Origin of the sequence: Nocardiopsis sp. MT53 (assembly GCF_019598965.1) — a bacterium.
GTDB classification, from domain to species: Bacteria; Actinomycetota; Actinomycetes; order Streptosporangiales; family Streptosporangiaceae; genus Nocardiopsis; species Nocardiopsis changdeensis.
On the sequence record NZ_CP080599.1, the window covers coordinates 3548068 to 3562479 of the forward strand.

Sequence of the window (14412 nt, forward strand, 5' to 3'; positions counted from 1 at the left end):
CCTCATCACCACTGTGTACGAAAGAGCACCCCGGCGCCAGTCGGGCGACCGGAGGTGGTCTTCACGGGGTCCCGTCGCCCAGGGTGTACCCGTCCTCGGTCCAGGGAATCTCGGCGTCGTCGATGTGCACGTGCCACCGGGCGCCGGGCAGGGCGCGGCGCATCCTGCCCAGGGCGTCCAGGTAGTGGCGCAGCTGGGCGAAGAGGGGCTCGAACCCGCAGGCGGGCGGCGGCACCTTGCTGGACCCGGCCAGCACCTGCGCCCCGTGGAGGTGCTCCTCGGAGTAGAGGAACAGCCCCTCGAAGACCTCCGCCGGCGACCGGTACTCCTCGGGCATCTCACCCGAGGCGTGCCAGGCCGGGAACAGCTCCAGGGCCTCCTCCCGCAGGGCCTCCTCCCCTTCGGAGGCCAGGCGCGCGATCGTCGCGCGCTCGTCCCCGGTCAGCGGGGTGTCGCGTTCGGCGCTGTAGTAGAGGGAGACTCCCATGGGCCGGCCTTCCTTCGGGTGCGGGTGTGCGAGGTGTGTCCTGTGGGACGACCCTAGAAGAGGGGGCCGACATGCTCCATTGCGGCCAATCCGCGGCGCCCGCCTGGCAAGTCTGGACAAGGCGGGGGCGGGGCCCGGGTACTAGCGTCCCTTCCATGTCCACGCACCCGTTCTGGCTGGCCGGCACCGCCGCGACCGGCGACAGCGAACTCACCGTCGTCAACCCCTACACCGGCGAGGTCGCGGGCCGCGTCTCCGTGCCCACCGCCGACCAGGTCGAGCAGGCCGTCGCCGCCGCGCACGCCGCGGCCGCCCAGGCCGCCGCCCTGCCCGCGCACGCCAAGGCCGCCGCCCTCGACCACATCTCGCGCCGCATCGGCGAGCGCGCCGAGGAGATCGCGCAGACGATCACCGCGGAGAGCGGCAAGCCGATCAAGTGGTCCCGCGTCGAGGCCGCCCGCGCCGTGTCCGTGTTCCGCTGGGCCGCCGAGGAGGCCCGCCGCGACAGCGGCGAGCTCCAGCGCCTGGACACCGACGCCGGCGGCACCGGCCGGATGGCCCTGGTCCGCCGGGTCCCGCACGGCCCGGTGCTCGGGATCTCGCCGTTCAACTTCCCGCTGAACCTGGTCGCCCACAAGATCGCCCCGGCGATCGCCGTCGGCGCCCCCATCATCCTCAAGCCGGCCCCGGCCACCCCGATGACCGCGCTGCTGCTGGGCGAGATCATCGCCGAGACCGACCTGCCCGCGGGCACCGTGTCGGTGCTGCCGATGCCCAACGACCTGGCCGGCCGCCTCATCGACGACGCCCGCCTCCCGGTCATCTCGTTCACCGGCGGCGCGTTCGGCTGGGAGATCCAGAAGCGGGCCCCGCACAAGCACGTCACCCTGGAGCTGGGCGGCAACGCCGCGGCCGTGGTGCTCGACGACGCCGACCTGGACTGGGCGTCCTCGCGCGTCGCCCTGTTCGGCAACAACCAGGCGGGCCAGGTCTGCATCGGCGTGCAGCGGGTCGTCGTCACCGGCGCCGTGTACGACGAGTTCGTGTCGCGCCTGGTCGAGAAGGTGGAGGCGCTGGGCACCGGCGACCCCGCCGACGAGGGCACCGACGTGGGCCCGCTGGTGGACGAGGCCGCCGCGGTCCGCGTCCAGGAGTGGGTGGAGGAGGCCGTGGCGGGCGGCGCGAAGCTGCTCACCGGCGGCACCCGCGACGGTGTGACCGTCGCGCCGACGGTGCTGGCCGACGCCCCCGCCGACAGCCGCGTGATGCGCCAGGAGGTGTTCGGCCCGGTGCTGGTGCTCCAGCGGGTCGCCGACACCGACGCCGCCTTCGCCGCGGTCAACGACAGCGACTTCGGCCTCCAGGCGGGTGTGTTCACCCGCGACCTGCCGACCGCGTTCCGGGCCCACCGGGAGCTGGAGGTGGGCGGCGTGATCATCGGCGACGTGCCGACCTTCCGCGCCGACCAGATGCCCTACGGCGGCGTCAAGGGCTCGGGCGTGGGCCGCGAGGGCGTGCGCGCGGCCATGACGGACCTGACCTACGAGCGTGTCCTGGTGCTCACCGGCATCAGCCTGTGAGCCGCCGCCGACGGCTCCCGCTCACTGCCGGGCGGGAGCCGTCGGCGTACGGGGACCGCGGCCGCGGCCGCGGTCCGTCCGTGCGGGGGGCGGCGCCGGGGCCTACGCCCCGGACGCGTGCTCGTACAGCCTGCGGGCCTCGTCGCCGAACCGCGGCCCGTACTGGGTCCGCCGGTCGTCGGCGTACTTGAAGCTCACCACCGAGGACACCGTCCCCACCCCCGTGGCGGGGTCGAACCCGGTCAGCCACGGCCCGCCGCTGGAGCCCTGGGTCATCCCGCAGCGCATCCCGTTGGCGGTGGTCCCGCCGGTGTCGGCGCGGGTGCGGCCCGAGCAGTAGTGCAGCTCCCGGCCGTTGTACGGGGAGGCCGCCGGGTACCCGAACGAGTACACCTGCACCCCGTTGCGCACCCGCGTGTCCGTCCAGGTGTCGAACGCGATCCGCTGGGAGCCGACCCGGTCCTGCACGGTCCTGCCGTCGGCGGTGTTCACCACCGCGACCGCGAGGTCGTAGCTGTCGTCGGCCCGCTTGGACCACTCCGGCGACACCAGCAGGTCGCGGGCAGTGTAGCGGCCGTAGGGCGAGGACCCGTCGTCGAAGCCGGGCACGAACGTCCAGTTGCGCGCCCAGGAGCCGGTCCCGTCCTTGGCGCAGTGCCCGGCGGTGACGACGGTGCTCCCGTTGGGGGCGTCCACCACCGAGGCCGAACAGGTGAAGTCGCGCCCGTCCATGGTCAGGAACACCTTGCCGGTGGTGCGCACGACCCGGCCCCCGGCCGTCCACCTCTCCCCGGTGCTGTCGTCGCGCGGGGCCGCCTGGTGCTCGGCCTCGGGGCGGGGGACCACCCCCTGCGCGCCGGACAGGGTCCGGTCGAGCAGTTCGGTGATGGGGCGGGCGGCGGCCATGCGCTCGGGGGTCCAGTAGGACAGCACGGCCCGCTGCTGGTCCTCGGTGACCGCCGCGCTCAGCCGCACCACCCCGTCGGCCTCGGAGAGGGCGGTGTGCGCCTCCTGGAGGCGTTCGGGGACGGTTCCGGCCTGTGCGGGGTCGGGCATCCGGTCGGCGTAGGCGAGGCCGCCGACGGAGAGGGCCGCCGCGGCGAGGGCGGCCAGGAGTTTGTGCGCGGTGGACGAGGTCATGGACCGCATTTTTGCACACATGAAGTAATCACATGACTACTTTGAGTTTGTGTCCAGGGGTTTTCGGGAAAACGCGGACGGCCGCCTCCGATACGGGGGCCGTATCGGAGGCGGCCCGGGCGGTCGCGCCGTGCCGCGGGAGTGGTGCGGCGCGCCGCCGGTCGGGCGACCCGCTTTCCGGTCACGCACCCGGCGGGGTTCGCGTCGGTGCCGTTTCGGCGACGCGGGCCCCGCCGGAGCGGTCGGGGGCCGGTGTCCGGGATCAGGAGAAGGGAATGGTCACCCGGGTGGGCTCGGCCTCGGGGGAGGACACCGTCACCCGGTTCCCGATCGTGCTCTTGCTGTCGTAGCGCAGGTCGCGGGTGTCCACCACGACGGACAGCCGGTGCCCGGCGGGCACGTCCCACACCACCGGCGACAGCTCGGTCGTCACCGTCACCGGTGCGCCCGGGCTCGCGTCGCGCAGTGTGTAGGGGGCGTGCGAGAGCAGGGCGCCCCGGCCGCCGGCGTCGATCGCGTACAGGTACACGAACACCGACTGCGTGCTCGCGGTGGGCGTGAACGTGAACGTCGCCTCCGGGGTGCCCGCCACCCGGGCGCCGTCCGGGTAGGCCGGGCTCGTCCACACCCCGGCCCGGTAGCGGTCCACGGTGGGCAGCAGCACCCCCGTGGGCACGTCGAAGAACTGCTGGAGGGCGCCGCTCAGCATCACGGTCCCGCTCTCCGCGGTGGTGCCGATCCCGGTGCGCACCCGGTAGTCCCACCCGGTGTCGGGGTCGGCGCCCATGGCGCCGCTGTTCTGCCAGCGGGCCCAGTCCGTGCTGGGCTCGCCCAGGTAGAAGGTCTGCTCGCCGCCGGTCACCGACTCCCAGTCCGGGTACGAGGTCCAGGTCCCGCGCCCGTTGTTGGGCTTGACCATCACCGGGTCGGCGGTGTCCACGCCGTTGTCCTCGCCCTTGAGGTGGTGGTCGAACCAGTCGCCGACCCCCGCCCAGATCTCGTCGGGCAGCCCGGCCGCGCCGAAGATCTCCTGGGTGGCGTGGTCGCCGGGGGCGATCATGAGCCGCTTGGGGCCGGTCAGCTCGCCGTAGAAGTCGGTGATGTGCCCGACCGGGAACATGCCGTCGTTCCAGCCGTGGGCCATCATCACGGCGGTGCCGTTGGCGTTGAGCCGGTCGACCTTGGTGGCGGCCGACCGGTCGGGGGCCATGTCCAGGGCGGGCTGGATGTCCCCGCGCCGGTAGGCGCGCTCCACGTTCTGGAGGGTCTCGCCCTTGCGGCCGGTCAGCGCGGCGGCGCCCAGCAGCAGCTCGGCGGACTGCACGTCGACCGTCTCGTTGGGGTAGAGCGACTCCCGGAGGTCGGCCCAGCCGCTGAGCGAGGCCACCGCCTTGATCCGGTCGTCCTCGGCCGCGGTGAGCAGGCTGATGCCGCCGCCGTAGGAGATCCCGGCCATGCCGATGCGCTCGGGGTCGGAGTCGGTGTTCTCCAGGGCCCAATCGATGACCGCGCTGGCGTCGGCCCGGTCCTCGGGGCCGGCCACCTCGATGGCGCCGCCGGAGTCCCAGAAGCCGCGCGAGGAGTAGGTGACGACCTGGTAGCCGGACTCCTGGGCGAGCCGGGCCCCGGCGCCCACGTACAGCAGGTGCGGGGTGGCCCAGGCGGACGGCATGACCAGCAGGGGGTGCGGGCCCTCGACGCCGGTGGGCGTGATGACCTTGGCCTTGATCTCGGTGCCGTCGTGGCTGGTGATGGTCACGTAGCGGATCTCGGAGCCGATCGCCGCGGCGGCCGGTGCCGGGGTCAGCAGGACCGCGGCCAGTACGGCCGCCGCGAGCCCGGACAGCAGCCGGACGAGGGCGGGGCGGCGGAGCGGGGGAGAGGGACGCGGGGTCTGGGAAGGCATGTGTCGGGAACCTCGGGGGAGCAGGGACGGGAGGTTTCCGATGGGTCGTCGCGCCGCCGAGGCCATCGGGGGAGTGCCGACCGGGGAGGCCGGTGCGCAGGAGGAATGGGGGGTGACGGGGGTCGCAAGTAACTGTGAGGTAACTTACCCACCGGTTAAGTTAGGACAGCTGGCGCCGCTTGTAAAGCCCCCGTGACACCGCGCTTCCCCTCGACCCGCGGGTCGGCTCCCGCGTCCGGTCCCGCGGACCTGACAGTTCGTCCACAGGCCCCGGCGGCGGTGCCCCGCTTGGGCGACAATGGGGACGTGCGACAAGAACAGCAGCGAACCGTAGTCCTCCTCGGCTCCACCGGCTCGATCGGCACCCAGGCCCTGGACCTCGTCCACCGCAACCCCGACCGCTTCCGCGTCGTCGGCCTGGCCGCCGGGGGCGGCCGGGTGGACCTGCTCGCCAAGCAGGCCGCCGAGTTCGGCGTCCCACGGGTGGCCGTCGCCGACCCCGCCAAGGCCGACGAACTGCGCCGCGCCCTGGCCGGGCACGGCTCCACCGCCACCGTGCTCGCCGGCCCCGAGGGCGTCGCCGAGCTCGCCGCCGAGCCCTGCGACACCGTCCTCAACGGCATCACCGGCGCCCTGGGCCTGGAGTCCACGCTGGCCGCGCTGCGCGCCGGGAGCACCCTGGCGCTGGCCAACAAGGAGTCCCTCATCATCGGCGGGCCGCTGGTCCGCGACCTGGCCCGGCCCGGCCAGATCGTCCCGGTCGACTCCGAGCACTTCGCCATCGCCCAGTGCTTCCCCCACCTGCCCGACGAGGAGCTGCGCAGCCTCGCCCAGGGGCACGTCACCGCCCGCCGCGACGAGGTGCGCCGCCTGGTCGTCACCGCCAGCGGCGGCCCCTTCCGCGGCCGCCGCCGCGAGGAGCTGGAGGGCGTCACCCCCGCCGAGGCGCTCGCCCACCCCACCTGGAGCATGGGCCCGGTCATCACCGTCAACTCCGCGACCCTGCTCAACAAGGGCCTGGAGGTGATCGAGGCCAACCTGCTGTTCGACATCCCCTTCGACCGCATCGACGTCGTCGTGCACCCGCAGTCGATCGTCCACTCGATGGTCGAGTACGTGGACGGGTCCACCATCGCCAAGGCCAGCCCGCCCAGCATGATGATCCCCATCGCCTACGGCATGAGCGCCCCCGACCGCGTCCCCGACGCCGCGCCCGGCATGGACTGGACCAGGGCCCAGACCTGGACCTTCGAGCCCCTGGACCACGAGGCCTTCCCCGCCGTCCGGCTGGCCTGCGAGGTCGGCGAGGCGGGCGGCACCGCCCCGGCCGTGTACAACGCCGCCAACGAGGAGGCCGTCGACGCCTTCCTCGCTGGAAACCTCGCGTTTCCGGCGATCCTGGACACCGTCGCGCGGGTAGTCTCTGAGCATCAGCGAACGGAACGCCCCGGTGAGGCGTCCCAGCGACCAGGGGGCCTCACCCTCGACGACGTGTACGCCGCTGACGGATGGGCCCGTATCCGAGCGCGCGAACTGGTCGCACGCCGGGCCTGACACCGGTGTAGGGAGAGATGCATGGTCCTGCTGCTGACCGTGGTCGGGATCGTCCTGTTCGTTCTGGGGCTGCTGTTCTCGATCGCCTGGCACGAACTCGGCCACCTGGGCACCGCCAAGCTGTTCGGCATCAAGTGCACCGAGTACATGGTCGGGTTCGGCAAGACCCTGTGGTCGTTCCGCCGCGGTGAGACCGAGTACGGGGTCAAGGCCGTCCCCCTGGGCGGCTACGTCCGCATGGTCGGGATGATGCCTCCGGCGCGGAAGACCGCCGACGACAGCGGCCGCAAGCTCTCCCGCTGGCGCGCCATGGCGGAGGACGCCCGCGAGGCCTCCTACGTGGAGCTGGGGCCGCAGGACCAGGACCGGCAGTTCTACCAGCGCGCGCCCTGGAAGCGCCTCATCGTCATGTTCGCCGGGCCCGGGATGAACGTCGTCCTGGCGGCCATCCTGCTCGGCGTCCTCTTCATGGGCATCGGCGTCCCGCAGCAGACCACCCAGATCGCGGTGGTCAACGAGTGCGTGGTCTCCGCCGAGGCCGAGAGCCGGGTCGACTCCTGCGAGGGGCTGCCGCCAACCCCCGCCAACGAGGCGGGCCTGCGGCCCGGCGACGTCATCGTCGAGGTCGACGGACAGCCCACCCCCGAGTGGAACGACGCCAACCAGCTCATCCGCTCCTCCCTGGGGCCCACCGAGATCGTGGTGGAGCGCGACGGGGAGCGGCTCCCGCTCACCGTCGACATCATCGAGAACGAGCTCCCGGCCCGCGACGCCGAGGGCGAGTTCATCTACGAGACCGACGCCGACGGCGACGAGATCACCGACGAGCAGGGCTTCCCCGTCTACAAGATGGAGACGGTCGGGTTCCTGGGCATCATCTTCGCCACCGAGCGCGCCCCGCTCACCCTCGCCGAGTCGGCCGGGGAGATGGGCAACATGATGATCGGCGTCGGCGAGGCGCTCATCGCGCTGCCGTCGAAGATCCCCGGGGTGTTCGCCGCCGCCTTCCTCGGCGAGGAGCGCACCGCGGACTCGCCGGTGGGCATCGTCGGCATCTCCCGCATCGGCGGCGAGATCATGGCCCAGGGGCTGCCCATCGCCGACACCGCCTCGATCATGATCCAGATGCTGGCGGGCGTGAACCTCTTCCTGTTCGCCTTCAACATGCTCCCGATCCTGCCGCTGGACGGCGGGCACATGGCGGGGGCCATCTGGGAGTGGATCAAGCGCGGCTGGGCCAGGCTCACCCGCAGGCCGGAGCCGGCCCCGGTGGACGTGGCCATGCTGACACCGGTCGCCTACATCGTGGTGGCCTGCTTCCTGGCGTTCAGCGTGGTGCTGCTGATCGCCGACCTGTTCAACCCGGTCCGCCTGTTCGGCTGACCGGGCCCGGGCCGGCCGCGGACCGCGGCCGGCCCGGGCACCCGCCGCGCGCATCCGGGCCGGGCTCGGCCGCCTTCGGCCGGACCCCGCCCGGTCTGCGGGGATCCGCCCCGATGCGGGGGTTCCGTGTGATGCGAGGCACCCCCCGGGGTGCGGGTAACCTGGGTGCGCGATCCGGGAACGGCGGCACGTCCCGCACGGCCGCCCCGCACAGGCGTCGATTCCCCGGTCGTGGCTCCGCGCAGCGCGCCGGGCGCCTTCTCTGTGAACCGGACGAAATTCCAAGTGCCGCCCCTCCCTCCGGCGGCAGACGAGGTGAATCAAGCGTGACGACCGTCGATCTCGGCATTCCCGCCACCCCGCCGCGCCCGCTGGCGACCCGGCGCAAGACCCGGCAGATCATGGTCGGCAACGTCCCCGTGGGCGGGGACGCGCCGGTGTCCGTGCAGTCCATGACCACCACCCGCACCTCCGACATCAACGCGACCCTGCAGCAGATCGCGGAGCTGACCGCCTCGGGCTGCCAGATCGTCCGGGTCGCGGTGCCCACCAACGACGACGCCGACGCCCTGCCGATCATCGCGAAGAAGTCGCAGATCCCGGTGATCGCCGACATCCACTTCCAGCCCAAGTACGTGTTCCAGGCCATCGACGCCGGCTGCGCGGCGGTGCGCGTCAACCCGGGCAACATCAAGAAGTTCGACGACAAGGTCGCCGAGATCGCCAAGGCCGCCGGGGACGCGGGGGTGCCGATCCGCATCGGCGTCAACGCCGGGTCCCTGGACAAGCGGCTGCTCGCCAAGTACGGCAAGGCCACCCCCGAGGCGCTGGTGGAGTCCGCGCTGTGGGAGTGCTCCCTGTTCGAGGAGCACGGCTTCCGCGACATCAAGATCTCGGTCAAGCACAACGACCCGGTCGTCATGGTCAACGCCTACCGCCAGCTCGCCTCGGCCTGCGACTACCCGCTGCACCTGGGGGTGACCGAGGCCGGCCCCGCCTTCCAGGGCACCATCAAGTCCGCGGTGGCCTTCGGCGCCCTGCTCGCGGAGGGCATCGGCGACACCATCCGCGTCTCGCTGTCGGCGCCGCCGGCGGAGGAGGTCAAGGTCGGCACGCAGATCCTGGAGTCGCTGGGCCTGCGCGAGCGGGGCCTGGAGATCGTCTCCTGCCCCAGTTGCGGGCGCGCCCAGGTGGACGTGTACACGCTGGCGGAGGAGGTCACCGCCGGGCTGGAGGGCCTGGAGGTGCCGCTGCGGGTGGCGGTGATGGGGTGTGTGGTCAACGGTCCGGGCGAGGCGCGTGAGGCGGATCTGGGTGTGGCCTCGGGCAACGGCAAGGGGCAGATCTTCGTCAAGGGCGAGGTGATCAAGACGGTGCCGGAGTCCAAGATCGTGGAGACGCTGATCGAGGAGGCCATGCGGATCGCCGAGGAGATGGGCGAGGCCGGGGTCGAGCCGGGCGAGCCCACCGTCGCCGTCGCGGGCTGACACCCGCATCCACACCACGGCCGCGCCCCAGTCGGGGCGCGGCCGTTCGTGTTCCCCGTCCGGGGGAGCCCAGCAGGTGCCGGTCCGGCGCGCGTCGACCGGGTGGGGAGAGGGCCCCGGGGTGGGGCGGCGCCGGGCGGCGGGACCGTTCGGGAAGGGGAGTTTCCCGTATACGTGCAGGTCACCCGTGTGTCATCACACAGCGTGATTTAGTGTGGCATCCATCACGTCGATGTGCGTTTTCTTGCGCTGGGACGCATGTTCCGCGCGCGCATTCCGGATAGACGCAATGAATGTGGGTCATGTTACCCAGGTAACGCGGTTACCGTTGCTGAGGGCATTTTCCCTCCGTTAACGGACAGGGGAGCGCCCGTCCCCCCACACCGCACCCCACCCGGGGCGCCTCAGCGTGCCCGCGTCCGGGGAGCGGTGTGCCCGCGCATGAAACGAGGAGTGACACGTGGTCGACCAGAAGACCCCCGCGGACGCCCCCGGGGTGCCCGCGCGCCCGGGCGGTGCGCCCGCGCTTCGGGAGCGCCTGACCAGGCGCAAGCCGGTGGAGAAGCTCGTCGCCGAGACCGAGGGTGCCGCGGGCGCCGGCCTGCGGCGGCACATGGGCTTCTGGCAGCTGTCCATGATCGGCATCGGCGCGACCCTGGGCACCGGCATCTTCGTGGTCCTGGGCGAGGCCGTGCCCGTCGCCGGGCCGGCCGTCATGATCTCGTTCGTGCTGGCGGGCGTCACCGCCCTCTTCTCCGCCCTGGCCTACGCCGAGATGGCGGGCATGATCCCGGCCTCCGGCTCGGCCTACTCCTACAGCTACGCCACCATCGGCGAGTTCATGGCGTGGATCTGCGGCTGGTGCCTGATGCTCACCTACGGCGTCTCCGTGGCCGCCGTCGGCGTGGGCTGGGGGCAGTACATCAACGAGCTGCTGCATTTGACCACCGGCCTCTCCCTGCCGCCCGCCGTCCTGGCCGGCCCGATGGAGGGCGGGCTGGTCAACCTCCCGGCCGCCATCGTCGTCCTGCTGTCGATGTTCGCCCTGCTCGCCGGGGTGCGCGAGAGCAGCCGCGTCAACGCCGTGATGGTCACCATCAAGATCGGCATCCTGGTGATGTTCGTGGCCATCGCCGTCACCGCCGTCCAGGACGGCAACTTCGCCCCCTTCATGCCCATGGGCATGGCGGGCGTCAGCGCCGCGGGCGCCACCCTGTTCTTCTCCTACATCGGGTTCGACTCGGTCTCCACCGCCAGCGAGGAGGCCAAGAACCCGCAGCGCGACCTGCCCCGCGCGATCATGTTCTCGATGATCCTGGTGACCGCCATCTACTGCCTGGTGGCCTTCGCCGCGGTCGGCGCGCTGAACTGGACGGACTTCGTCGACGGTGAGACCTCGCTGGCCGGCATCCTGACCAGGGTCACCGGTACCCCGATCTGGGCCGTCATCTTCGCCGCGGGCGCCGTCCTGGCCCTGGCCAGCGTCGTCCTGGTGGTCCTCTACAGCCAGACCCGCATCCTCTTCGTGATGTCGCGCGACGGCCTGATCCCCAAGGCGTTCTCCAAGGTCGACGCCAAGGGCACCCCGCGCCTGAACACCGTCATCACCTCGGTGCTGATCGCCGTCCTGGCCGCGTTCATCCCGCTGGGCCCGCTCGCCGACGCCACCGCCATCGGCACCCTGTTTGCGTTCGCCCTGGTGAACGTGGCCGTGCTGGTGCTGCGCCGGACCCGCCCCGACCTGCCCCGCGCCTTCCGGGTGCCGGGCGCTCCGGTCACCCCGGTCCTGGGCGTCCTGGCCTGCGCCTACATGGTGGCCAGCATGGGCGCGAGCGTGTGGATCGCGTTCGGCGCGTGGCTGGCCGTCGGCCTGGTGGTCTACTTCGGCTACAGCATGAAGCGCTCCGCGCTGGAGGCCGAGGACACCGTCGAGGTCCGCTCCTGAGCTGAGACGGAGCCCACGGAGGGGGTCGGGATTCCCGGCCCCCTCCGCCGTGTTCCAGGGGAGGGCGCCGCCGGGGCCGACGCACGTGTTCGGTGCATATGTGCACACAGGCGCAAAGAAACCCATCAATGCGTCGAAAATACGCAAAGCATCTGATGTGCGACGCACACTTCGGACGGGTGCCGCCGCCTAGAGTGGACCCGGCCTCGCAGCCGCCCCACCAGCGGCGATGAGACCCCCGACCCCGCGGCGACGGCGCCGCGGACACCAGACCCGAGGGACGGAGGAGCGGATGGCACGGCGGACCCTGCGCGTGGCCCTGGACCAGGGCACCGGCCGCAGCGGCGACCCCGCCGATGCCCTGGCCCGCCTCTCAGACCGGGCGCGCGCCGCCGCCGACGCGGGCGCCGACCTGCTGATCGGCCCCGAGATGTCGCTGACCGGCTACAACATCGGCGCGGACGTCGCCCGCCTGGCCGAGCCCGTCGACGGACGGCTGTCCGCCCAGGTCGCGCGGATCGCCGCCGACACCGGTGTCGCGATCGTCCACGGCTTCCCGGAGCGGGACGGGGACGCGGTGTACAACACCGTCCTGCTCACCGGCCCGGACGGCGTCCGGCTGGCCGCCTACCGCAAGACCCACCTGTTCGGCGACCTCGACCGCGGCGCCTTCGCCCCCGGGGACACCCCGGTGGTCCAGGCCGACCTGAACGGCGTCCGCCTGGGGCTGCTGGTCTGCTACGACGTCGAGTTCCCCGAGCCCGTGCGCGCCCACGCGCTGGCCGGGACCGAGCTGCTCGTGGTGCCGACCGCCCTCATGCTGCCCTACACCGACGTGCCCGACCGCATCGTCCCGGTACGGGCGCTGGAGAACCAGATCCACCTGGCGTACGTGAACCGCTGCGACACCGAGGGCGACCTGCGCTACGCGGGCCGCAGCGCCCTCGTCGCCCCCGACGGCACCGAGACCCTGCGCGCCGGGGCCGACGAGGAGCTGCTCGTCGGCGACGTCGACCTCGGCGCCATCGCCCGCGCCCGCGAGGGGCAGTCCTACCTGGACGACCGCAGGCCGGGGCTGTACGGCTCCCTGAGCCGCGACCGGGCCCGCGCCCGCTAGACCCACGGCCATTCCCGGCCGCACCGCCACCACCGCCACACCGACCCTGGAGGGGATTCATGACGTCTGCCGTGCCCACGGCCGCCGGCACCGGCCCGGTGCAGGACCCGCCGCTGAACATGTGCGGACCGGACTTCCCGTTCGCCTACGACCGGTACCTCGAGCACCCCGCCGGGCTCGGGCAGATCCCGGCGGAGCGGCTCGGGACCGAGGTGGCGGTCATCGGCGGCGGCCTGTCGGGCATCGTCACCGCCTACGAGCTCATGAAGATGGGGCTGCGGCCGGTCGTGTACGAGGCCGACCGGATCGGCGGCCGCCTGCGCACCGAGCGCTTCCCCGGCGTCGACGAGGAAGAGGTCGTCGCCGAGATGGGGGCGATGCGCTTCCCGCCCTCCTCCACGGCGTTCTGGCACTACGTGGACCGGGTCGGGCTGCGCACCGAGCCGTTCCCCAACCCGCTCGCCCCCACCACCCCCAGCACCGTCGTCGACCTCAAGGGCGAGTCGCACTACGCGACCACCCTGGCCGACCTCCCTGAGGTGTACCGCGAGGTCGCCCGCGCCTGGGAGCGGACCCTGGAGGACGGGGCGCAGCACTCCCGGATGCAGCGCGCCATCCGCGAGCGCGACGTCGCGACCCAGAAGGAGATCTGGAACGAGCTCGTGGAGAAGCTCGACAACCAGACCTTCTACGGATTTTTGTGTGATTCTCCGGCTTTCGCTTCCTTCCGCCACCGTGAGATCTTCGGACAAGTGGGATTCGGCACCGGTGGCTGGGACACCGACTTCCCGAACTCCATCCTGGAGATCCTCCGGGTCACCTACACGGGCGCGGACGACGACCACATGGGCATCATCGGCGGTGTCCAGCAGCTTCCCCAACGGCTCTGGGAGGACGCCCCGGACAAGCTCGTCCACTGGGCGCAGGGCACGACTCTGGCGAAGCTGCACGCGGACGGTCCGCGCCCGGCCGTCACGGCCCTTCGCCGCACCGCGGCGAAGGGCTCGGCGGCGGGCAACATCACCGTGACGGACGCGTCGGGCTCCACCCGCACCTACGCCGCGGCGGTGTTCACCGCGCAGAGCTGGATGATGCTGTCCAAGGTCGACTGCGACGAGTCGCTGCTGCCGATCGACCACTGGACCGCGATCGAGCGCACCCACTACATGGAGTCCTCCAAGCTGTTCGTGCCGGTGGACCGGCCGTTCTGGAAGGACAAGGACCCCGAGACCGGGCGCGACGTCATGAGCATGACGCTCACCGACCGGATGACCCGCGGCACCTACCTGCTGGAGGGGCCGGACCCCGACGGGCCCGCCGCCATCTGCATGTCGTACACCTGGTGCGACGACTCGCTGAAGTGGCTGCCGCTGTCCCCGAACGAGCGCCTGGAGGTCATGCTGGCCTCGCTCGCCAAGGTGTACCCGGGCGTGGACGTCCGCTCCCACATCACCGGCGACCCGGTCACGGTGTCGTGGGAGGACGAGCCCTACTTCATGGGCGCCTTCAAGGCCAACCTGCCGGGGCACTACCGGTACCAGCGCCGCCTGTTCACGCACTTCGCGCAGGACTCGCTGTCGGAGGAGTACCGCGGCCTGTTCCTGGCCGGCGACGACGTGTCCTGGACGGCCGGCTGGGCCGAGGGCGCGGTGCAGACGGCGCTCAACGCCGTGTGGGGGGTGATGCACCACCTCGGTGGCGCCACCGACCCGACGAACCCGGGCCCGGGCGACGAGTTCGACGAACTCGCGCCGGTGGCCCTGCCCGAAGGCTGAGGTCAGGGGAGACCTCTGCGACAGGACCGGTGGGCGCG

At 72.2% G+C, this 14412-nt stretch carries 10 protein-coding genes; 7 read left to right on the forward strand and 3 right to left on the reverse strand.

Going from position 1 to position 14412, the window contains the following annotated elements; translation table 11 throughout:
* Positions 1-61: 61 nt before the first annotated feature.
* The gene (locus tag K1J57_RS15825; protein ID WP_220565945.1) at positions 62-487 is read right to left on the reverse strand and encodes a hypothetical protein; all 426 of its coding nucleotides are present in this window, start codon (positions 485-487) and stop codon (positions 62-64) included.
* A 155-nt stretch (positions 488-642) separates the two neighbouring features.
* On the opposite strand from K1J57_RS15825, the gene K1J57_RS15830 reads away from it, so the two are divergent.
* Positions 643-2067: an aldehyde dehydrogenase family protein gene (locus tag K1J57_RS15830; protein ID WP_220565208.1), complete on the forward strand. Its 1425-nt coding sequence runs from the start codon at positions 643-645 to the stop codon at positions 2065-2067.
* A 102-nt stretch (positions 2068-2169) separates the two neighbouring features.
* Here the strand turns inward: K1J57_RS15830 and K1J57_RS15835 are convergent, their stop codons facing one another.
* Positions 2170-3207, reverse strand: a complete 1038-nt coding sequence (locus K1J57_RS15835; protein WP_220565209.1) for a serine protease — start codon at positions 3205-3207, stop codon at positions 2170-2172.
* A 262-nt stretch (positions 3208-3469) separates the two neighbouring features.
* On the reverse strand, positions 3470-5113 hold the full coding sequence (locus K1J57_RS15840) for an alpha/beta fold hydrolase (RefSeq protein WP_220565210.1): 1644 nt from the start codon (positions 5111-5113) through the stop codon (positions 3470-3472).
* 306 nt (positions 5114-5419) lie between these two features.
* Here K1J57_RS15840 and dxr point away from each other — a divergent pair, with 306 nt between their 5' ends.
* The 6 genes from dxr (at position 5420) to K1J57_RS15870 (ending at position 14374) form a co-directional block, all read left to right on the forward strand.
* On the forward strand, positions 5420-6667 hold the full coding sequence (dxr, locus tag K1J57_RS15845; RefSeq protein WP_220565211.1) for a 1-deoxy-D-xylulose-5-phosphate reductoisomerase: 1248 nt from the start codon (positions 5420-5422) through the stop codon (positions 6665-6667).
* A 21-nt stretch (positions 6668-6688) separates the two neighbouring features.
* On the forward strand, positions 6689-8050 hold the full coding sequence (locus K1J57_RS15850; RefSeq protein ID WP_220565212.1) for an RIP metalloprotease: 1362 nt from the start codon (positions 6689-6691) through the stop codon (positions 8048-8050).
* Positions 8051-8376: 326 nt separating this feature from the next.
* Positions 8377-9537 carry a flavodoxin-dependent (E)-4-hydroxy-3-methylbut-2-enyl-diphosphate synthase gene (gene ispG, locus K1J57_RS15855; RefSeq protein WP_220565213.1) on the forward strand — a complete coding sequence of 387 codons (1161 nt, stop codon included), beginning with the start codon at positions 8377-8379 and terminating at the stop codon, positions 9535-9537.
* 460 nt (positions 9538-9997) lie between these two features.
* Positions 9998-11482, forward strand: a complete 1485-nt coding sequence (locus K1J57_RS15860; RefSeq protein WP_220565214.1) for an amino acid permease — start codon at positions 9998-10000, stop codon at positions 11480-11482.
* Between the two features lie 292 nt (positions 11483-11774).
* A complete protein-coding gene (locus K1J57_RS15865) occupies positions 11775-12599 on the forward strand; it encodes a carbon-nitrogen hydrolase family protein (RefSeq protein WP_220565215.1) in 825 nt (274 codons plus the stop codon).
* 59 nt (positions 12600-12658) lie between these two features.
* Positions 12659-14374: an NAD(P)/FAD-dependent oxidoreductase gene (locus K1J57_RS15870; protein WP_220565216.1), complete on the forward strand. Its 1716-nt coding sequence runs from the start codon at positions 12659-12661 to the stop codon at positions 14372-14374.
* Positions 14375-14412 lie beyond the last annotated feature (38 nt).